Consider the following 22,175-nt stretch of genomic DNA (forward strand, 5'->3'; position numbering starts at 1 on the left):
AGATGAGACGGATCGAAGGACAGATTCGTAAAGCCCTGAGTGGTTTTTATTATGTTGCTAGTGAAGGAGAAATTTATCAAACTCGCGCACGGGGAAACTTTCGTAAAAGAAAATTGACACCCTTAGTTGGGGATGATGTTGTTTTTAGTAGCGAAGAAAATAGTGAAGGCTATATTCTTGAATTGCTACCAAGAAAAAATGATTTGGTTCGTCCACCAGTCGCTAACGTTGATCAAGGTGTGATTGTGACTAGCCTAGTGGAGCCCAATTTTTCTTACAATCTATTGGATCGTTTCCTAGTAACTTTGGAAAATAAGTATATTCATCCGATCATCTATTTGTCTAAGACGGATTTAGTCGCTGATGAAATGTTGGTTGATGAAATCCGTTCAGTTTATGAGCCGCTCGGTTATCCTGTAATTGATGGTGAACAAGATAAGCAAAAATTAACAAATTTATTTGCAGATAAATTAACCGTTTTTATGGGACAATCAGGAGCTGGAAAGTCAACATTGTTGAATATTGTTTCGCCGGACTTGAATTTAGAGACAGGGGAAATATCTGATTCATTAGGTCGCGGACGTCATACTACTCGCCACGTCGAGCTGTTAGAGTTATTTGGTGGTTTGGTAGCCGATACTCCCGGATTCAGTTCGATTGATTTTTTAGAAATTACAGCTGATGAACTTCCAAAACAATTTCCAGAATTTCGTGAAGCTGCGCCGAATTGCCGTTTCCGTGAGTGTCGACACGTGAAGGAACCTGGCTGTGAAGTAAAGCATCGTTTAGAAGAAGGAACGATTGCACAGAGTCGTTACGATAATTATTTGCAGTTTCTACAAGAAATCGAAAAACGTCGACCTATCTACAAAAAAAATAAGTAGTTTTTAAGGGAAAATAAATTCATTAAAAAGAAAAAGGATGTCAGTCCAACTTTTCGCAGTACGTTTTGTATAAAGGCGACCTTAAAAATATTAGTACGTTTCAATGTTGTAGGGCGCTAGTTGGATGAAATACGGCTTGAAAATCAGACTTATTTTTTCTGAAAGGGAAAATAAATACATTAAAAAAGAAAAAGGAGTAAACGACTATGAAAATTGCCCCATCGATTTTAAGTGCGGATTTTGCACGCTTAGGTGAAGAAGTGAAAATGGTAGAAGATGCAGGTGTTGACTACATCCACATCGATGTGATGGATGGAAACTTTGTCCCAAATATTTCTTTTGGTCAAGTTGTGGTGAACGCATTGCGTCCAGTTACCAAATTACCGTTAGACGTCCATTTGATGATCGCTAATCCAGAAAATTATATCAATGATTTTGCAAAAGCCGGAGCGGATATTATTATGGCTCATGTAGAAGCTACACCGCATATTCATCGCGTGGTTCAAATGATCAAGGCTGCAGGTGTAAAACCAGGTGTTGTATTGAATCCAGGAACACCGGTAGAATCAATCAAGTACATTTTAAATGATGTAGATCAAATTCTAGTGATGACGGTCAATCCTGGTTTTGGTGGACAATCATTCATTGAGAGTCAAGTTGAAAAAATTGCAGAATTAGACCGGCTGCGCAAAGAGCATGGTTACCGTTATGAAATAGAGGTTGATGGTGGAATTCAGCCAGAATCAGCAAGAAAATGTGCAGAAGCTGGAGCAGATGTTTTTGTGGCAGGTTCATACATCTATGACGCGGAAAATCCAGAAGAAAAAATCAATGCACTGCGAACGGCTATCGAATAATGAAAACTTTACTTGTGGCAGGCGGTGATCCTAATCACTGGCCTGCTATTTCAAATGATTTTGATAAAATCATCGGAATTGATCGAGGGAATCTATACCTTTTGCGTCGAGGAATTATTCCTGATTTAGCGATTGGCGATTTCGATTCGTTAAATGATGCTGAAAAAAAGGAAGTGTTTAGCCAAGTTGCTGAAGTGCAAACCTCACCTGCTGAAAAGGATGATACAGATACACAATTGGCGTTAGTTCGTACCTTTGAACGATATCCTAAAGCGGATGTAACTTTAATTGGTGCGACAGGCGGACGTTTGGATCACTTATTAGCGAATTTGTGGTTAGGATTAGAACCACGGTTTGAACCTTTTTTGTCTCAGATCACCATAGCAGATAAAGGAAATACGGTAAATTACATATCTTCAGGAAACCACGTTATTGAGAAAATTCCGTCTATGAAATATCTAGCTTTCTGTTGCTTGACTCCTGTAAGTAAATTGACTTTAAAGAATGTAAAATATGAACTTGACGTCGTTGATTTTCTACAGCCAACTAGCTTAGCTAGCAATGAGTTTTTAACAGGAAATGCTGAGGTAAGTTTTTCAACTGGTCTGATTGCTGTGATACAAAGTAAAGATATTTAATCGAGGAGTATTGAATCGTTTTTTGGGAACGAGTTCACTGCTTCTTTTTTGTTTATGTAGAGATACTAAAATTCTCTAAAATCAATCGCCCAAGCTTTTTAATCCCTTCATTTAGTGTTAAAATTTGTTCTATATTATAGCGTTCAGAGGTGCCTACGTGAGAAAGTTTAATCCGAATAAGAATATTATTATCATACTAATTGTTGTTATTATTATTGTAGCAACTGTATCGATTACTGCAGCAAATCGTGCGAAGGATAGTGATACAAATGTTGTTCAATCGACCATTAATGATACTATCAGCGTGGTTGATAAAGTTATTACTGCACCAGGACGTTGGCTTGGCAGCGGTGTAGCAGCTGTTTCCAATTTAATTAATACGTATGAAGAAAATCAAAAACTAAAGAATGAAATTGATCAATATGATGAGGTGAAACAGCAGACAAAGAATCAAGCTCAAGAAATCGAACGTTTGAAAAATGAACTTGAATTGAATCAAACGTTAACCAGCTATGAAAAAGTTACAGCTAATGTTATCACCCGTTCTCCCGATACATGGCAAGATATGCTGATCGTTGATAAGGGTAGCAGTGACGGAGTTGAAGGGAATATGGCGGTCATGTCTAAGAAAGGTCTGATTGGTCGAGTAATGGAAGTGAATGCTCATTCCTCCAAAATTCAACTATTAACCTCTGATAATAAAAGCAGTAATCATTTTCCGGTAAGAATAAGTTCAGATAAAGGAAATTCATTTGGTGTTTTAAGTAAGTATGATGTAAAGGCGCAACAATTAATTGCGTCAGAAATTACAGGTGATCAAGATATTAAAGAAGGAGACGTCGTTCAGACTTCTGGGTTAGGTGGGAACTCACCAGCTGATTTAGCCATCGGTACGGTCGTAAAAGTGAAGCCAGACAGCTATGGGTTAAATCGTGAAGTTTACATCAAACCCTATGCACAAATGTATGATATTTCAGTCGTAACGATTATTCAAAGAATGGCGGGAGCGACAGAATGATTAGTAGAACAACTCTAAAATATATTACCCCGTTCTTATTATTTTTCTTATTTTTAATAGATGCCCATGTCACACGAATTATCGCAGCTTGGACAGACAATATCTATGTTGCAAACGCACATTTAGCGCTGTTGGTCCTTTTGATTGTCTCTCGTGTTGTTAACGAGCGTTTTTTATTAGGAACTTCTTTAGTCTTGGGGACATTGTATGATCTGTATTATATTGGCGTTATTGGAATCTATGCTGTGATTTTCCCGTTACTAGTCATGGTATTTTATTTTTTTAAAAAAACCATTCAGCAAAATATTTTAACGCTCTTTTTTACTGTTGTAATCAGTGTAACGCTCTTTGAATTAATCAGTTTATTATTGCAATCTGTTTTCGGACTAACAGGGGTCAGCAGCGATTTTTTTGTTCCGCGATATTTAGGCCCAACGTTGCTTTTTAATATTCTAACATTTGTAATTTTAATCTTTCCATTAGAAAAAATATTGATTGGGCCACCCGAAGAAGAGCTTGGTATATAAGGGATAATCCGATTATTTTAATAAACAAAAAAAACAGAAGGAATTTTCTTCTGTTTTTTTGTAGACAAAATTTGTAACTAAAAAATAGTGAATTGAAATGTTTTTGTAACAAAGCTATTATCTGCATGACATACAGCTGTGGTAAACTCATGAATGTGTTAGAAAAAAGTCTAATAAAAATCAAAACTTTAAAATTAAACTTAAAAAATAGTCGGAGGACATAAGAGTGAAAAAAAGTTTGTTATCAGCATTAATGGTATGTTCAGTAACATTAAGCGCATTAGCAGCTCCAGCCGCAGCTTCTGCCGATGAATTTGATAGTAAAATTGCAGATCAGGATGCGAAAATTTCAAGTTTACAAAACCAACAAACCGATGCGCAGTCACAAATTAGTGCATTAGAAGGTGAAGTTGCTTCAATTAACGATAAGGCTCAAGGCCTATTAAACGAACAAGAATCTCTAAGACAAAAATCTCAAGAATTACAAAAGCAAATCGAAACGTTAGATAAACGTATTGAAAAACGCTCCGAGGCAATCAAAGAGCAAGCGCGTGATACACAAGTTAAACAATCTTCAGGTACAAATGTTATTGATGTAGTATTGAATGCTGAATCATTCACTGATGCTGTTAGCCGTGTTCAAGCAATGACAACGATCGTTAAAGCAAATAACGATTTAGTTGAACAACAAAAAGCGGACAAAGCAGAAGTTGAACAAAAACAAGCTGAAAATAAAAAGCAACAAGAGCAAATTGCTGCTAACCAAGCGACTTTAGAAAGTCAAAAAGGTGATTTGATCGCTAAGCAAGCTGATTTAAATGTTCAAACAACAACATTAGCTGCTGAACAAGCAACAGCTGAGAGCGACAAAGCAAGTTTGAAAGAAAAACAAGAAGCGGCTATCAAAGAACAACAACGTGTTCAAGAAGAAGCACGTAAAGCTGCGGAAGCGCAAGAAGCTGCTAAGAAGGCAGATGCAGAAGCTAAAGAAAAAGCAGATGCAGATGCTAAAGCGGAAGCTGATCGTAAAGCACAAGAAGAAGCTGCGGCTAGCACGACTACAACTGAAAGTTCTAGTTCTACTGTAGAATCTTCTTCAACTGAGCAAACTCAATCAAGCACAGTGGATTCTTCAGCGACAGAATCTTCAAATGAAGATAATTTCCAAGGCGGTGGAGCAACACCAACAACGCCTTCTGAGTCTGGTACAGGAAATACAAATTCAAATAATCAAGGCTCGACTTCATCAACAACAAATAACCAAACGCCATCAACACCTGCACCGACGCCTACACCAACTCCAGCACCATCTGGAAATGGTTCAGGCGTAGTTGCGGAAGCTATGAAATATATTGGTACGCCATATGTATGGGGTGGAAAAACACCTGCAGGATTCGACTGCTCTGGCTTTACTTCATACGTGTTCCGTCAAGCTACTGGACGCGAAATCGGTGGCTGGACAGTACCTCAAGAATCAGCTGGAACTCGTATCTCAGTTGGCGAAGCACAAGCGGGAGATTTATACTTCTGGGGTAGCCCTGGTGGAACGTATCATGTTGCCATTGCAATGGGCGGTGGACAATACATCCACGCACCACAACCAGGTGAAACAGTTACAGTAAGTTCTGTAAGTTACTATGCGCCAAGCTTTGCGGTTCGTATGTAAGCTAATTTAATTAATCGTGACCGGTACGAATTTCGTACCGGTTTTTTTAATGGAGGAAATGCAATGCAAAAACAATTGAAAAATGGAAATTTTTATTTAGGTATTGCTGTTTTGATGATGCTGGTTCTATTTATTAGTTCTTCAATGACCTATCAACAGCAAAGCCAAGTTGGTCTAATTCAAAGAGTATTAGTGAACGAACCGCTAAAAGGCTTTTTTAGCAAGATTTCTTTTGACTATGCAGGTAGTGAGGTAAGTATTTCAGCAAAGGGTTATGTTAAGTTTGTTGAATTTTTTATTCGTAAAGGTGCACACTTTATGACTTATTTTATTTTAGGTGGCAGCTTATATTTAGGATTATCCCCGAAATTAAAGCAAAAATCATCAGTCTTAGGTCTGTATTTCGCATGGATGGCTGCAACTGGTTATGCCGCAACAGATGAATTTCATCAAATGCTGAATGGTGGACGAACACCATTATTTCAGGATGTTATGTTAGATTCTTTTGGGGCACTGACTGCTTGTCTAATTATTATTGTTTATCAGACGATTCGTAAAAAGCGCTAATAGTGTTTATTCTTGACGGAAAGTAGTTTCAGGTAGACAATAATAGAGACCAAAAATATGGGAGGAATGTACCATGTCAGGACATAGTAAATGGCATAATATTCAAGGGCGTAAAAATGCTCAAGATGCGAAAAGAGGAAAAATCTTTCAAAAAATGTCGCGGGAAATCTATATGGCTGCTAAAGCTGGAGGACCTGACCCAAGTACAAATCCCGCACTTCGCTTGGTGATAGACAAGGCGAAATCTGCTAACATGCCTAATGACAATGTTGACCGTGCGATCAAAAAAGCGACATCAGCAGGCGAAGGTGAACATTATGATGAGATTACGTATGAAGGTTATGGGCCCGGTGGTGTCGCAATATTAGTTCATGCTTTAACCGATAATCGTAATCGAACAGCAACGAATGTACGTGTTGCGTTTACTCGAAATGGTGGGAATTTGGGAGAAACTGGTTCAGTGAACTATATGTTTGATCGAAAGGGATATATTGCTATTGAGCGTGAGGGCTTATCTGTGGATGAGGACACAATGCTTGAAGATGTATTAGAAGCTGGAGCAGAAGAACTAGAGACTTCACCAGAAGTCTTTGAAATATATACTGCAGCGGAAGATTTTGCCAGTGTGCGGGATCACTTAGAAGAGGATGGATTTACTCTGGCACAGGCAGAATTGACGATGATCCCTCAAACCACAGTTGCATTAAATGAAGAGCAACAAGAAAAGTTAGATCGTTTAGTTGAGAAGTTGGAAGATGATGACGATGTTTCAGAAGTGTTCACTTCAGCAGGATAATTATAAACTCAGCGAATCATCTAGCTTTGATTATTAGAGCTAATATTACAATTGAGCCGAATAAAAAAACCAGCGAAATTCTCGCTGGTTTTTCGTTTCTAAAATACTAATACTGGTGTACCGACTTCCACCATGTCGAAGAGTCTAGACATTACATCAGGTGGGGTGTTCACGCAACCATGGGAGCCGCGAGTTTTCCAAAGTTCCCCGCCATATTCAGGCTGCCAATCTGAATCGTGAAGGCCGACCCCGGTCCAATCAATCGGCATCCAGTATTTTACTGGACTTGCATAATCTGTTCCGTCATCATTTTTTCCCTTTAAGGTTTTGTTGGTCTCTTTTGACCAAACATAATTGACACCCGGAGGCGTTGGAGAACTTGGTTTTCCGCTGACAATATCTGTCTCTAAAGCAACTTTGCCATCTTTGTAATACCACATATGTTGATTTTGCAAATCTACTTCAATATACGTTTTATCTATTAGAGGTTTGTCAGCTGTTGTTGCACCAGTAACGATTGGTGAGCGAGTAAAATCTTTACCTTCTAAGATTTGTTTCGTTAAAGCTTCAACTTCTGCTGAAGTGTTGATAGTCCAGCTGTAAGTACCTGCCGGAACAGAAACCTTTCCGCGGCGAGTACTATTGAATTCAGTTGGTTTTGAACTGGTATTATATTTTTCACCTAAACTAGTAACATAGGCGGTAACTTTTTCTTGGTCTAGTGACATTGTACCATTGTCATCAATTAACCAGCTGTTGATATCTGCTGTAGGGATTTGGAAATTTTCTCCATTGATGTTGTAGTTTGCTTTGATTTTTGCTACAGCATTCATTTTGTCCATCGTCTTTTTCAACTCAGGATCATCTTTAGTGATAGTAGGTTTAGTTAGATAATTATCGAAATCAATATCATGTTTCCCGTTTTTTGCTGCCTCTTTGAAAGCGTCAACGGCAGCGTCAATATCGATTGTATTTCCTTGTTTTTCTGGGGTTATCTCAAAACCTTCATTTGTCCGAGTAACCTTTGCATTTTCTGTAGCTGTTCGAGTTGTGTTTGTTTGAGTTAGTTCTGCTCGGACTGCTTCACCGACAGCATTCAATTTTGTTTCGTCCAAGGTATTGCCGTCAACATCCTTTTTCTCAGCTGCGGAGACTAATTGCATGCCCCAGCTAAAAGGATTTTGTTTTTTCTGCAACGTTTTTAAACCGGGCAGATAATCATTTTGCCAGCCTAAATCTTTTCGATTGATTTCTTTCCAATTTTCGTTGTCAATCTTAATTAGGAAAGGTGAGTCCGATAGCTCACGGGTAATCTTTCGATTGGCTTCACTTACCGTAAGATTATTGATTTTTACTCCATTAACTACTGTATTTGGGAGAAACCTTTGAGCATAATATGTACTGCGAATAGTGTATCCGCCAACCAAAACTACCAATAAACCTAAAACAACAATTACACCGATCCGTGTTCGGCTACGAGAATTTCTTTTTTCATTTCTTGTCATCGAAATAACTCCTCATGGCTTTTTTGTATTTGGTCTTCATTAATCATCAAAGCAATTTTATCTATATAATAGCTACTAATTTTAAATGATATACCGAGTATAAATATACCACAGAATAGCCGAAATACGAGTGATTTGTCTTGAAACGTTAGCAAATATTAAAAAAACCGCAAAGAATATGAGGATTCTTTGCGGTAGTGAAAAGTCTATTTTCCTTCAGCTTCAAGATCAGCGAAAGCTTTGTCCATAACTTCTTTAAGTTGGGAAGCAGAAGCATCCATACGATCTTTTTCAGCATCACTTAATGGAATCTCGATAATATTTTGGATTCCTTTAGCATTGATAACTGCTGGAGCACCGATATAAATATCATTTTGTCCGTATTGTCCTTCTAAATAAACAGATAGTGGGAATACAGCACTTTCGTCATTTAAGATTGCACGAGTGATACGAGCCAAAGCAACAGCGATTCCGTAGAATGTTGCGCCTTTTTTCTCAATAATTTCATAAGCAGCGTCACGTACACCGAAGAACAAGTTAACTAATTCTTCTTCATCAACTTCTGGGTTGTCTTTGACCCATTCGTAAATTTGCAAGCCAGCAACGTTAGCGTGTGACCAAACTGGGAATTCTGAATCACCGTGTTCACCTAAGATATATGCATGGACGTTACGTGCATCAACGTCTACTAGTTCAGCAATTGCTTGACGGAAGCGAGCTGTATCTAAAGATGTACCAGATCCGATAACGCGTTCTTTAGGGAAACCTGAGAATTTCCAAGTAGAGTAAGTTAGGATATCTACAGGGTTTGCTGCTACTAAGAAAATTCCGTCAAAACCAGAAGCAACAACTTGTTCTACAATGCTTTTATTGATGCGTAGGTTTTTACCAACTAAATCCAAACGAGTTTCGCCTGGTTTTTGTGGTGCACCAGCGGTAATGACAACTAGGTCAGCATCGTGACAATCTTCATAAGAAGCAGAATAAATTTTCTTAGGTGATGTAAAGGCTAATGCGTGTGATAAGTCGATAGCGTCTCCTTGTGTACGGTTGGTATCGATATCGATAATACCGATTTCTTGAGCGATATTTTGATTGACAAGAGCGAAGGCATAACTTGAACCTACTGCGCCGTCTCCGATTAACATTACTTTTTGATGGGTTTTACTAGCTGCTGTTGCAGTCATGTGTACCAATCCCTTCTAATATTTGTTTTTCCAGAGGAATGATAACACTAATTAATGAAACTTGTCACGTATTTTACTCATTAATAATACAGTTATTTTAGCTGTTTCAGAAGAAAACGCTTCATGTGTTAATAGCTCAAGAAGCTGGTACTATTAACTTTTTTCAAAAATAACAGAAACTTATAAGAGACTTAAAGCGCTGAAAACGGTCACTACAGGTTAGTTTGTGTTATACTGTATAAAGAAAAATTTGGACTGGGTAGTCATTTGACTACCCAGCATTTTGTCATGCAGATGAAAAGTGACATTCCTTTGCTACAAGAAGGAATTACATATCTAAAAGAACGAGGCGAAACAATATGAAAATGATCGTAGGTTTGGGAAATCCAGGAAAAAAATATGAAAATACAAAACACAACGTTGGCTTTATGGTTGTGAATCGATTGGCGACGGAGCATGGTGCAGTTTTCAAAAAGAATGCTTTTGAAGCTGAAGTGGCTGATTATTTCGTAGATGGTGAGAAAGTATTGTTGGTAAAACCAATGACCTTTATGAATGAATCAGGTCGAGCAGTTGGTCCGTTAATGACCTATTTCGGCGTCTATCTAGAGGAATTAGTTGTTATAGCAGATGACTTGGATATGGATCTTGGCAAACTGCGCTTGAGACAAAAAGGCAGTGCGGGTGGGCATAACGGATTAAAAAGTATCATCTCACATATTGGGACGCAAGAGTTCAATCGAATCAAGATTGGTATCGGTCGTCCAAATGGAAAAACAGTGGTAAATCATGTATTGAGCACATTTGGAAAAGAAGATGAAATGACAATCGCGGATAGTGTTGCTCGTGCGGCTGATGCAGCGGATGATTTTGTTATAGGTAATGATTTTTTAAAAACGATGAATCGGTTTAATTAAAGCTGATTCTTTTTCAACGTTATTCAGAATTTTGAAGATTAGAAGTAGATAAGGAGTAAGAAAATGAATTTGATTGAAATTATTAATCAGTTGCCACTAGTAAAAGAATGGCAGTCTAATTTAGAAAAAAAAGCAAAGCGGCAATTGCTGATTGGACTTTCAGGTTCGGCGAAAGCTTTGGTAATGGCTGCTACACATCAGGCGGAAGAAAAACAAACAGTAGTAGTAGTTCCGAATCTCTATTACAGTAATCAACTTGCTGATGAGCTACGGCAGATTGTCGAGGATGTTCATTTATTCCCAGTGGATGAGGTGCTTTCAGCTGAGATGGCTTTTGCGTCACCAGAAGCACGCGCTGAACGTGTTTCTACTTTACAGGCTCTATCACAAGGAGAAAATGGAATATACGTTGTGCCTGCTGCTGCTCTACGTAAATATCTACCTTCAATCGAGACATGGAGAGAAAACCAATTACACTGGGAAATTGGCAGTGAGGTTGATTTAGAGAACTTAGCGCAGCGTTTAGTATTGATGGGATATGAACGTCAAACAATGGTTGGTAAACCTGGTGAATTCAGCATGCGAGGAAGTATTATTGATATTTATCCCTTAACGACAGAATATCCTGTTCGGGTAGAGCTATTCGATGTTGAAATTGATTCATTACGTTATTTTGAACCAGAGACTCAACGTTCGGTAGAGAATCTAAATGAGGTATGGATTACACCAACGACTGATCTAGTTTTTTCTGCACACGATTTGGCACAAGGGGCTTTAAAAGTAAACCAGCTCTTGCAAAATCGTTTGGCCGTCACTAAAGATAAAGAAGACTACAATTTCTTAAATGACTATTTTGGACAATTAATTGCTTCTTGGGAAGACGGTATTCCGACAGAGCAAGCTAAGTATTACACAGATTTATTATACGAGGAAAAAATTTCACTACTGGATCATTTTGCCAAAGATGCACAGTTGTTTGTCGACGATTATCCACGTATGATGGAAGCACAACGCGAAATGGAGCGGGAAGAGGCCGAATGGCATACGCAAAAAATTGAAGAATTGCGTGTTTTTTCTGATCAAACTTTTGGTATGAATGCTCATGACCTAATCAAAAAGAGTAAGTTAGTGACTAGCTTCTTTTCGTTATTTCAAAAAGGGATGGGGAATTTACGCTTTGAAGCGATCCATAATTTCCAATACCGATCAATGCAGCAATTTTTTGGACAAATGCCTTTATTAAAAACAGAAGTTGACCGTTGGCAAAAGCAAGAACAGACGGTATTATTCCTTGTATCTGACCAAGAACGGCAAGAAAAGCTGACTCAGGAGTTTCATGATGTGGAAATCAAAGCAGTTCAAACCACTCCTGATCAATTATTGATTAGTCAGACCCAGATTGTTACAGGTAGCTTGACGAATGGATTTGAATTACCACAGGACAAATTAGTTGTAGTAACAGAACGTGAAATCTTTCAAAAAGTCACAAAAAAGCGGGCTCGAAGACAGACAATCTCCAATGCAGAACGCCTAAAGAGTTATAATGAATTAAAAGCCGGAGACTATGTTGTACATGCCAATCACGGTATCGGTAAATACATTGGGATGGAAACGATTGAGATCGATGGGGTCCATCAAGACTACATGTCAATTGTATACCAAAAAGATGATAAACTATTCATTCCAGTGACCCAATTGAACCTAATTCAAAAATATGTCTCTTCTGAGGCGAAACCGCCGAAGATTAATAAATTAGGTGGCAGTGAATGGTCGAAAACTAAGAGTAAAGTATCGAAAAAAATCGAAGATATCGCAGATGATTTGATTGAGCTTTACGCCAAACGTGAAGCAGAACGTGGCTATGCCTTTGGTCCTGATGATGAATATCAAAAAGAGTTTGAAGACGCCTTTCCATATAGTGAAACAGATGACCAGCTGCGTAGCACTGCTGAGATCAAACACGACATGGAAAAAGCTCGCCCAATGGATCGCTTATTAGTTGGGGATGTCGGTTTCGGTAAGACCGAAGTAGCATTACGCGCAGCCTTTAAAGCAATCAAGGAAAACAAACAAGTTGCGTTTCTTGTACCAACGACGATTCTGGCTCAGCAGCATTTTGATACAATGACGGAACGGTTCGAGAATTTTCCCGTTAATGTAGCGATGCTGAGTCGCTTCCGTACAAAAAAACAACAGAATGAAACAATCGAACAAATCCGTACAGGACAAATCGATATCGTGGTGGGAACTCATCGGCTTTTATCACAGGATTTGCAGTTTGCTGATTTAGGCTTGTTAATTATTGACGAAGAACAGCGTTTTGGGGTAAAACACAAAGAACGGTTGAAACAGCTGCGATCACAAGTTGATGTGTTAACGTTGACGGCGACACCGATTCCTCGAACATTGCATATGTCGATGTTGGGTGTGCGTGATCTGTCCGTAATCGAAACGCCGCCAGAAAATCGTTATCCGATCCAAACATATGTAATGGAGACGAATCCTGGCGCAATCCGCGAAGCAATCGAACGTGAAATGGCACGTGGTGGACAAGCGTTTTATCTCTATAATCGAGTAGAGACAATTGAACGGAAAGTGGAAGAACTGCAAATGTTAGTTCCTGACGCAAAAATAGGATTTGCTCATGGGCAAATGACAGAAGTTCAATTGGAGAATACATTGATGGATTTCATTGATGGACAATACGACATATTAGTTACTACAACAATTATCGAGACAGGTGTCGACATTCCAAATGTTAACACATTGTTTGTTGAGAATGCCGATTATATGGGGCTGTCAACATTATATCAATTACGTGGAAGGGTTGGCCGAAGCAACCGTATTGCCTATGCCTACTTTATGTATGAGCCACAAAAAATCTTGAATGAAGTCAGTGAAAAACGGCTCCAAGCAATTAAAGACTTCACTGAATTAGGTTCGGGTTTTAAAATCGCGATGCGCGATTTATCAATTCGTGGCGCCGGAAATCTTTTAGGAGCGCAGCAGCATGGCTTCATTGACGCGGTCGGATTTGATATGTATTCACAAATGTTGTCTGAAGCAGTCGACCGTAAGCAAGGGAAAAATACCCAGGTTGAACGTACTTCCGTCGAAATCAACTTAGGGGTTGATGCCTATATTCCGGGAACTTATATCGAAGATGAACGACAAAAAATTGAAATTTATAAACGGATTCGTGAGTTAGAAAGTATAGAGATGCTAGACGAGGTAGAAGCTGATTTAGTGGACCGTTTCGGAGATTATCCAGATGAAGTAGCGAACTTGTTAAACATCGGACAAATCAAGATGGACGGTGATCGTGCGCTAGTTGAAAGTATCCAAAAACGTCAGCAGCAGATTATCTTTACTTTAAGCAAGGTTGGGACGAAAGCATATAAAGTTGAACAGCTATTCGAAGCGTTGAGCGCTACGAAGATGAAAGCAACTTTAGGCGTTGAAAAGGATCATATGGTCATAAAACTAGTAGTTGAAAAAACGATGGACGAAGCGATTTGGCTAAGAGAGATCAGCAAATTTGTTCGTGCATTACGAGAACAAAAATACAAAGAATAGGTGGTGGAGGCACTGGCGAATAAAGAAATGCGAGTGATGATGCAGGGGGCCTTTGTCTTAACTGCCGCATCTTTTGTAGCAAAATTATTGAGCGCTATTTATCGTGTACCCTATCAAAACTTTGCGGGTGATGAAGGCTTTTATGTGTATCAGCAGGTTTATCCAATTTATGGTATTGCCATGACTTTGGCGTTGTCAGGTTTGCCACAGTTTATTTCAAAATATGTAGCGGAGCAAAAAGAACCTAGAGAACAGCGTCGAGCACTGGAAGAGCTGTTTCCTTTGATCAGTGCTTTTGGTTTGATCTTGTGGGCGTTGTTTTTTTTCTCGTCTCAACCATTAGCAAATTGGATGGGAGACAGAAATTTAGCGCCCTTGATTCAAGTGGTGTCCTTTACTTTTATTATTATGCCTTTCCTCTCGATTACTCGAGGAGAATTTCAGGGAAAATTATTAATGGTGCCGACAGCTGTATCACAAGTGTTGGAGCAATTGATCCGTGTTTGTGTGATCGTAGTTGCTGCTTGGTCATTTAAGCAATTTGGCTGGGATGTTTACTACACGGGAAAAGTAGCGATGTCTGGTGCTTTGGTTGGCGGAATTGCGGCAGTTCTAGTTTTGTGGTATTACCGAAGAAAGGTTTTAGGAACGAGTCTTTTACGAAGAGTACCGGTTTTTGGCACAAAGATGATAGCGCTAGGAAAACGATTAGTACTTGAGGGAGGCTTGATGACGATCTACAGCGGTCTATTGATTTTATTTCAATTGATCGACTCCTTTACCGTAAAAAAAGCCTTAGTTGATTTTGGACTAAGCGAACATGGTGCAAAGTTAGGAAAAGGAATTTATGATCGGGGTCAGCCGTTGGTTCAATTAGGTTTAGTGATAGCCTTAGCCTTGAGTTCTAGTTTTTTGCCGTTACTTACACGGTATTTGATCAGTCGGGATCGTGGAATGTTTGTGAAAACGAGTCAGATTTTTTTGCGTTTGACTTGTGCGATTGGTGCAGCAGCCTCGATCGGGTTAGCTATGCTGCTTCCCTATGTGAATTATGCGCTATTCAAAGATTATCAAGGGAATAGTCCTCTAGTCCTGTTTGTTTTTGCGATTTTTTTGATGGCAATGGTACAGGCTTATCAAAGTATTGCACAAAGTCAAAACGAATATCGTAGTTCACTACAGGCGGCAGGAGCTGGACTGTTAATAAAAATGGTAACCACGGGAGGGCTGACAAAACAATTTGGTACAGTTGGAGCCAGCCTGTCGACATTATTAGGATTAGCGGTAGCTTTACTTATCTTGCATTTAGCCTGTGATCATGAAATACGGAATTATGGTACTCAGCGTCATTTTATGCGAAAACTTTTTATTTGTTTAACTGGCATGGTAGTAGTGCTCTTATGTTATTATGGCGGTATCAACATTATTTTTGGAATGGTCTATAAAAGGAGTTTGGCATTAGTGGCTGCTGTTTGTGGTGTACTGATAGGAGGGAGCGCTTTTCTAATCCTTGCTATCCACTTACGTTTATTAACCATTCGAGAATGGCTGATGTTGCCATTTGGAAGTAAATTATTGAGAATAAATTGGAAAAGGAGATAATTTATGCGATTAGATAAATTTTTAAAAATTTCAAGAATCATCAAACGCCGTACAGTGGCGAAAGAAGTTGCTGATAAAGGACGAATCCAAGTAAATGGAAAATTAGCAAAATCTTCAACAGATGTAAAAGTTGGTGATGAACTGCGTATACAATTTGGGAATAAAATTCTAGAGGTCGCTGTAGAAGAACTGCATGAATCAACAAAAAAAGATGACGCAGCTAAAATGTACCGTATCATTAGTGAGACACGTGTAGAAAATAACGGAAATTAGGGGTAATTCAAATAGACAATTATAACTTGAGTTGATATAATAGTAAAGAATTTCATGTAAGGAGCGAGCAGTAATGAATGAAAACGAGACGCAAAAAATTGCTTCGTTAGATACGCCATATGCAAAAGAGCAATATCTTAAATTTCAAAAGCAACATCGTCAATTGATTTTTAAACGTCGTCGTTTAGCAGCTTTAATAGCTATTGCTGCCTTTGTCGCTATTGTCATGGGAGTTCAAATCTTTAATGAGCAACGTCATTTAAGTGAACTAAATGAGATTAAAGTCAAAACTGTTGCTGAGTCTGCCAAAGTGGATGACCGAGTCGCTGACTTGCGGCAAGACGTAAAGCTCTTGAAAGATGATAACTATGTGGCTAAGCTAGCCCGTAGTCGTTTCTATTATTCAAAAGATGGTGAATTAATTTTTGTTTTACCAGATTCAGCAAATACATCTAATAAAGATAAACAAACTGCTGATGAAGTTGTTAAATCCGAAACTGCTAAATAAATTTCGTTGCAGTTTTAAATAAATTGGAAAAAAATTAGGAGGAACAATTTTTTTATGTCAATCGAAGTAGGAGCTAAGCTGCAAGGAAAAGTATCAGGGATCACCAATTTTGGTGCCTTTATTGACTTGGGAGAGGGCAAAACGGGCTTAGTCCATATCAGTGAAATATCTAATGGTTTCGTAAAAGACATTCATGATGTATTAACTGTCGGCGATGAAGTAACAGTGAAAGTGACTTCAGTCGGAGACGACGGTAAAGTTGGTCTTTCGATTCGCAAAGCCCAAGATCAGCCACAGCCAGAAAAGAAACCTTTTAAACGTGAGTTTCGTGATAATAATCGCTCAAAACCTGCGCCTAAAGGCAAACCACAAAATAGCGGCAAACAGGACTTCGATTCATTGATGAGTTCCTTTTTAAAGGATAGCGATGATCGCTTGTCATCGATCAAACGTAATACTGAAGGAAAACGCGGTGGTCGCGGAGGCCGCCGTAGTTAAAATAAAGGAAGGTTGTGACAGAAGTGCTCAGCTCTAAGAAATTTCGGTATATTTCCTAAGAAGCTACTTCTGGAACAACGTGTGTTCGGAAAAAGGAGCTGTGACAAGACTTTTGTCACAGCTCCTTTTTTTAAAGGAAAAGAGATTCTATTGATTACTTGGCGATAAAATCAATACAAGTGAAGTTCATAATGAATTAATAATTGGAAAGTATGATTAGAGAATATATGATAGAGATTGAGTATTCTTATAAATCAAGGAGTTTGACATGAAACAAGACTTTTTTCGTAAAAATCCTGAATTAACTGCTGATAAAAAGATACTACTAGCAGTTTCTACAGGCGTTGACTCAATGGTTCTTTTGCATCTATTGGAGCGGCAAGGACTGACTATCGGTGTAGCTCACGTGGATCATCAATTGCGCACTGAATCGAAGGTTGAAGCGGATTTTTTACATGATTATTGCCGAAAACAAGACATACCTTTTTATTTAAAAATTTGGAAAAAACCTGCTAAGAAAAATGTTGAGGCTGCTGCCCGTAATCTCCGTTATGCTTTTTTTAAGGAAATTATGGAGCAGGAAAACTATGATCTAGTTCTTACTGCTCATCATGGAGACGATCAGCTAGAGACACTTTTAATGCGTTTGACGCGTGGCGGCTCGTTTACAGGTCATAGCGGAATCGTGCGCCAGCAAACATTCGGTAATGGAATATTGCTGCGTCCACTGTTGTCCTTCTCGAAAGAGACGCTTTATGAATATGCTGAAGAGAAGAATTTGACTTATTTTGAAGATGCTACGAATATTTCACAAGACTACTTTCGAAATCGAATCCGTCAAAATATCGTACCAGAGTTAAAAAAAGAAAATCCGCAAATATTAGCGAATGCTCAACAGTTTCATCAGCAATTGCTCTGGGCAGATCAGTTAATTACAGAGGCGCTAAAAGAAAATTTAAGAAATATCGAATACGATGGACAGCGGTGGTTTTTTTCAGCTGATACGCTTCCCACGGATACGGGTGCTCGTTATTATTTTCTGTCGATATTTTTTCAGCAGAAGGCTCTACAAACGAATCTAGTCGTCTCACAGCGACAATTGTTTTTACTGCTAGACCAAATCCAGCGTCCTGTCAGTCAATGGGTCTTAGATTTAGGGGAGGGCTGGCAATTTTCACGTAGATACCAACATTTCTATTTGGAAAAGAAGATAATTGTCCATCAGGAAAAATATTTTTTGGGAGAAAACGAACGCTTTTTCTTATCCGACAATGAAACGATTGCATTAAGAAGAAGTGATACAGTCGCGGATAAAGGTGTATACCAAGTTCCGTTACCACTCACAGTTAAACTCCCTCTAACGATCCGTCGTCGCCAAGATGGTGATCGAATCCGTTTGACTGAAACATTAACAAAACGCATTAGCCGTTATTTTATTGATAAAAAAACTCCGATGGATATCCGTGATCAAGCATGGGTGGTGGAAGATTCTGCTGGAGAAATTGTAGCGCTTTTGCCTTTTGTCAATTCCTATTTGAGTATTGCAACTGAAACTGATAGAATACACTACATACTTGACTATACGCTTCAAGTAGCGAAATGAAAGGAGTTTCTACATGCTAGCAAAAGATATTGAAAAAGTATTGATTACTAGAGAAGATATTCAAAAACGCTGTGTCGAATTAGGCGTACAATTAACAGCAGATTATACCGATAAAAATCCATTGGTAGTTGGTATTTTAAAAGGAGCCATACCTTTTATGGCTGACATCGTTCGTGAAATTGATGCTCATTTAGAATTGGATTTTATGGATGTTTCAAGTTACGGGAATCAGACAGTTTCTTCGGGCGAGGTAAAAATCATCAAGGACTTAGATACCAATGTGGAAGGTCGCGATTTATTAATTGTAGAAGATATTATTGATAGTGGTCGAACACTTGGCTATTTAGTTGATCTATTTAAATATCGGAAAGCTAAATCAGTGAAAATCGTCACATTGTTGGATAAACCAGAAGGACGCGTGGTGGATATCCATGCTGATTATGTTGGTTTTGATGTGCCTAATGAATTCGTCGTTGGCTATGGTTTAGACTATGCTGAAGCATATCGGAACCTGCCATATGTAGGTGTATTGAAGCCGGAAATTTATCAATCAAATTAGTGACCGAAAAAATCACAGTATGATATACTTAAAAGGTCAAAATTGATAAAACTTTTTTAACAAGCTAATAAGCTAACAAGTGCGAGGAGGACGCAGATGAACAAAAACAATAAGGGAGTAAAAAATGCTCTCTATTATATTCTCGTCATCTTGGCTATGGTCATGGTTGTTTATTTCCTTTTTGGAGATAACAAATCAGCTTCGCCAGATATCGAGTATTCAACCTTTACGGAACAGATTCAAGATGGCAAAATCAAGAACATCAAGATCCAGCCTGCTGGTGGTGTCTATAAAATCACTGGTGAGTATAAGGCAAAACAGGAAGTTGCTAATTCCGGCGGCTTGAGCATTATTGGGGGAGGAACAGAGTCAAAAACGACACATTTCTCAACCATTGTTTTGCCAAATGATTCAACTCTGAGCCAGGTCAATGACCTAGCAAAAGAAAATAAAGTTAAAATAACGATTGAGGAAGAATCAAGCAGCGGTATGTGGGTTACTTTATTAGTAAGCTTCTTGCCTATCTTGATTATGATATTCTTCTTCTACATGATGCTAGGACAACAAGGCGGCGGTGGCGGCGGCAATGGCCGTGTCATGAACTTTGGTAAATCAAAAGCTAAAGAAGCTGATAAAAAAGCTAATCGTGTACGTTTCTCTGACGTAGCCGGCGCTGAAGAAGAAAAACAAGAATTAGTCGAAGTTGTGGAATTCTTAAAAGATCCACGTCGTTTCGTCGAATTAGGTGCCCGTATTCCGGCTGGTGTACTACTTGAAGGACCTCCCGGGACTGGTAAAACATTGCTTGCTAAAGCCGTAGCTGGTGAAGCAGGTGTGCCGTTCTATTCAATTTCAGGGTCAGATTTCGTGGAAATGTTTGTTGGGGTCGGAGCTTCTCGTGTTCGTGACCTATTCGAAACAGCTAAGAAAAATGCGCCAGCGATTATCTTCATCGATGAAATTGATGCTGTTGGTCGTCAACGTGGTGCAGGTATGGGCGGCGGTCACGATGAACGTGAACAAACGCTGAACCAGTTACTTGTTGAAATGGATGGATTCGATGGAAATGAAGGTGTGATCGTCATTGCTGCAACCAACCGTTCTGATGTGTTGGACCCAGCGTTATTACGTCCAGGCCGTTTTGACCGTCAAATCTTAGTTGGTCGCCCAGATGTTAAAGGTCGTGAAGCGATTCTTAGAGTGCACGCTCGTAACAAACCTTTGGCAGACGATGTTGATTTGAAAGTTGTTGCGCAACAAACGCCAGGCTTTGCCGGTGCGGATTTAGAAAATGTCTTGAATGAAGCTGCTTTAGTTGCTGCTCGTCGTAATAAGAAAAAAATTGACGCTTCAGACGTGGATGAAGCAGAAGATCGCGTTATCGCAGGACCTGCTAAGAAAGACCGCGTCATCAGTAAACGTGAACGCGAGATGGTTGCCTACCATGAAGCCGGTCATACGATTATTGGTATGGTCTTAAACCGTGCTCGTGTGGTGCATAAAGTAACGATTATTCCTCGTGGACGTGCTGGCGGATATATGATTGCCTTACCAAAAGAAGATCAAATGTTGATGTCGAAAGACGATATGTTTGAGCAAATCGTTGGGTTACTAGGTGGTCGTACAGCAGAAGAAATCGTCTTTAATGCTCAAACAACTGGAGCATCAAATGACTTCGAACAAGCTACTGGATTAGCTCGAAGCATGGTAACTGAATACGGAATGAGCGAGAAGCTTGGACCGGTTCAATACGAAGGAAATCATCAAGTCTTTGTTGGTCGTGACTATGGTCAAACAAAAGCTTATTCTGAACAAGTTGCTTTTGAGATTGATGAAGAAGTTCGAAATATCTTGATGGCGGCACATGATAAAGCTCGCGAAATCATTGAGACACATCGTGAACAGCATAAATTGATTGCGGAAAAATTATTGGAATTCGAAACACTGGATGCCAAAGCAATCAAATCATTGTTTGAAACAGGCGAAATGCCTGCAGGTTCTGATAGTCTTTATCCAAGTGAAAAAACTCAAGCTCAAACATTTGAAGAAGCAAAACGTGCTTTGGAAGAAAAAGATGCTGAAAAACAGGCTGAAGATAAAGCAAATGAACGTAAAGATTCAGATGATAAAATCGAACCAGAAGATACAAACGATAATCAAGAGTAAAATAAAGCGAAACGGCATGTCCTTAGGATATGCCGTTTGTTTTCTATTTGTCAGAATCGTATAGGAAATTTAAAGAGAAATATCGAATAAAGCAGATTGTTAATATAGGCGGATGATAAAGATGGAAGGATCTATTCGTATATGCAAAATTAAAGATTTGCTCGAATTGCAAAAAATCAGTATAGAAACGTTCAGTGACACTTTTGCTGAGCAAAATGATTCAGATAATCTTGAGGAGTATTTGATTGAAGCGTATCATTTAGAAAAATTAAAAAAAGGAAATGATGAATTCAAATTCACGTTTCTTTTTTATCTATTTAGATAATCTACTTGCTGGATATTTAAAATTGAATATCGATTCAGCGCAAACTGAGAAGATAGATCGGAATGGACTAGAGATCGAACGGATTTATATCCGTAAAGAATACAAGCGTCAGGGTTTAGGCCGACAATTATTAGAGTTTGCTATTGAACTTGCTACTAAGGAGAGACGTAAACTTATCTGGCTAGGTGTATGGGAAGAGAATGAGAATGCGTTGCTTTTTTATCAAATGTTTGGTTTTAGAAAAAACGGGACACATAATTTTTATATTGAAATAGATAAGCAAACGGATTTAATTATGGTGAAAGAACTTGGTAGAACGATTAAGAATGATGTGAGTTGTTAAAGGTGCGACCTATTGAATAGGTTTGAATATAGAACACAAGGCTACGAAAATGAGAGGCTAGTTATAGACTTGCAAATTATTAGAGGATCTGTGTAAAAATATCTGTTGCTCAAAACTACATTTAGCTAACGCTTTGATTGAAAAATATTGTTAAACTTTC

Annotated in this window: 19 protein-coding genes and 1 pseudogene; 18 read left to right on the forward strand and 2 right to left on the reverse strand. The window is 38.8% G+C overall.

Annotated features, from left to right (window positions below; all coding sequences use genetic code 11):
• The first annotated feature begins 2 nt into the window (after positions 1 to 2).
• From rsgA to AUF14_RS15025, 8 genes are all read left to right on the forward strand, one after another.
• Complete coding sequence (gene rsgA / locus AUF14_RS14990) at positions 3 to 884, forward strand: ribosome small subunit-dependent GTPase A (RefSeq protein WP_049219850.1); 882 nt, start codon at positions 3 to 5, stop codon at positions 882 to 884.
• A gap of 206 nt (positions 885 to 1,090) precedes the next feature.
• Positions 1,091 to 1,741 (forward strand): ribulose-phosphate 3-epimerase, encoded by a 651-nt coding sequence (rpe, locus tag AUF14_RS14995; protein WP_016181573.1) that lies wholly within the window; start codon positions 1,091 to 1,093, stop codon positions 1,739 to 1,741.
• Positions 1,741 to 2,379: a thiamine diphosphokinase gene (locus AUF14_RS15000; RefSeq protein ID WP_016181572.1), complete on the forward strand. Its 639-nt coding sequence runs from the start codon at positions 1,741 to 1,743 to the stop codon at positions 2,377 to 2,379. Before rpe ends, AUF14_RS15000 begins: the two co-directional genes overlap by 1 nt.
• 157 nt (positions 2,380 to 2,536) lie before the next feature.
• Entirely contained in the window at positions 2,537 to 3,397 is an 861-nt protein-coding gene (gene mreC, locus AUF14_RS15005; protein ID WP_048721925.1) for a rod shape-determining protein MreC, read from the forward strand.
• Positions 3,394 to 3,924: a rod shape-determining protein MreD gene (gene mreD / locus AUF14_RS15010; RefSeq protein ID WP_049219849.1), complete on the forward strand. Its 531-nt coding sequence runs from the start codon at positions 3,394 to 3,396 to the stop codon at positions 3,922 to 3,924. Before mreC ends, mreD begins: the two co-directional genes overlap by 4 nt.
• A 226-nt stretch (positions 3,925 to 4,150) precedes the next feature.
• Positions 4,151 to 5,590, forward strand: a complete 1,440-nt coding sequence (locus AUF14_RS15015) for a C40 family peptidase (protein WP_049219848.1) — start codon at positions 4,151 to 4,153, stop codon at positions 5,588 to 5,590.
• Between the two features lie 63 nt (positions 5,591 to 5,653).
• A complete protein-coding gene (locus AUF14_RS15020; protein ID WP_016181568.1) occupies positions 5,654 to 6,157 on the forward strand; it encodes a VanZ family protein in 504 nt (167 codons plus the stop codon).
• A 73-nt stretch (positions 6,158 to 6,230) separates the two neighbouring features.
• Positions 6,231 to 6,953 carry a YebC/PmpR family DNA-binding transcriptional regulator gene (locus tag AUF14_RS15025; protein ID WP_049219847.1) on the forward strand — a complete coding sequence of 241 codons (723 nt, stop codon included), beginning with the start codon at positions 6,231 to 6,233 and terminating at the stop codon, positions 6,951 to 6,953.
• A 98-nt stretch (positions 6,954 to 7,051) separates the two neighbouring features.
• On the opposite strand, the gene AUF14_RS15030 is transcribed toward AUF14_RS15025, so the two are convergent.
• On the reverse strand, positions 7,052 to 8,458 hold the full coding sequence (locus tag AUF14_RS15030; RefSeq protein ID WP_049219846.1) for a L,D-transpeptidase family protein: 1,407 nt from the start codon (positions 8,456 to 8,458) through the stop codon (positions 7,052 to 7,054).
• Positions 8,459 to 8,664: 206 nt separating this feature from the next.
• A complete protein-coding gene (locus AUF14_RS15035; RefSeq protein ID WP_016181565.1) occupies positions 8,665 to 9,645 on the reverse strand; it encodes an L-lactate dehydrogenase in 981 nt (326 codons plus the stop codon).
• 359 nt (positions 9,646 to 10,004) lie between these two features.
• Between AUF14_RS15035 and pth the strand changes: the two genes are divergently transcribed.
• From pth to AUF14_RS15085, 10 genes and pseudogenes are all read left to right on the forward strand, one after another.
• On the forward strand, positions 10,005 to 10,562 hold the full coding sequence (gene pth, locus AUF14_RS15040) for an aminoacyl-tRNA hydrolase (RefSeq protein WP_049219845.1): 558 nt from the start codon (positions 10,005 to 10,007) through the stop codon (positions 10,560 to 10,562).
• A gap of 63 nt (positions 10,563 to 10,625) precedes the next feature.
• On the forward strand, positions 10,626 to 14,138 hold the full coding sequence (mfd, locus tag AUF14_RS15045; RefSeq protein ID WP_049219844.1) for a transcription-repair coupling factor: 3,513 nt from the start codon (positions 10,626 to 10,628) through the stop codon (positions 14,136 to 14,138).
• 39 nt (positions 14,139 to 14,177) lie between these two features.
• Positions 14,178 to 15,740: a putative polysaccharide biosynthesis protein gene (locus AUF14_RS15050; protein WP_053089555.1), complete on the forward strand. Its 1,563-nt coding sequence runs from the start codon at positions 14,178 to 14,180 to the stop codon at positions 15,738 to 15,740.
• Positions 15,741 to 15,743: 3 nt separating this feature from the next.
• A complete protein-coding gene (locus AUF14_RS15055) occupies positions 15,744 to 16,013 on the forward strand; it encodes an RNA-binding S4 domain-containing protein (protein WP_016181561.1) in 270 nt (89 codons plus the stop codon).
• Positions 16,014 to 16,086: 73 nt separating this feature from the next.
• Positions 16,087 to 16,521: an FtsB family cell division protein gene (locus AUF14_RS15060; protein ID WP_016181560.1), complete on the forward strand. Its 435-nt coding sequence runs from the start codon at positions 16,087 to 16,089 to the stop codon at positions 16,519 to 16,521.
• Positions 16,522 to 16,575: 54 nt separating this feature from the next.
• Positions 16,576 to 17,019, forward strand: a complete 444-nt coding sequence (locus tag AUF14_RS15065; RefSeq protein ID WP_016181559.1) for a S1 domain-containing RNA-binding protein — start codon at positions 16,576 to 16,578, stop codon at positions 17,017 to 17,019.
• A 268-nt stretch (positions 17,020 to 17,287) separates the two neighbouring features.
• Positions 17,288 to 18,622, forward strand: a complete 1,335-nt coding sequence (gene tilS, locus AUF14_RS15070; RefSeq protein WP_049219843.1) for a tRNA lysidine(34) synthetase TilS — start codon at positions 17,288 to 17,290, stop codon at positions 18,620 to 18,622.
• A 13-nt stretch (positions 18,623 to 18,635) separates the two neighbouring features.
• Complete coding sequence (gene hpt, locus AUF14_RS15075; protein ID WP_016181557.1) at positions 18,636 to 19,181, forward strand: hypoxanthine phosphoribosyltransferase; 546 nt, start codon at positions 18,636 to 18,638, stop codon at positions 19,179 to 19,181.
• 96 nt (positions 19,182 to 19,277) lie between these two features.
• Positions 19,278 to 21,347, forward strand: a complete 2,070-nt coding sequence (gene ftsH / locus AUF14_RS15080; protein ID WP_049219842.1) for an ATP-dependent zinc metalloprotease FtsH — start codon at positions 19,278 to 19,280, stop codon at positions 21,345 to 21,347.
• 121 nt (positions 21,348 to 21,468) lie between these two features.
• Positions 21,469 to 22,015: pseudogene (locus tag AUF14_RS15085) on the forward strand (GNAT family N-acetyltransferase).
• Positions 22,016 to 22,175 lie beyond the last annotated feature (160 nt).

Source organism: Enterococcus avium (assembly GCF_002891025.1).
Classification (GTDB): Bacteria; Bacillota; Bacilli; order Lactobacillales; family Enterococcaceae; genus Enterococcus_A; species Enterococcus_A avium.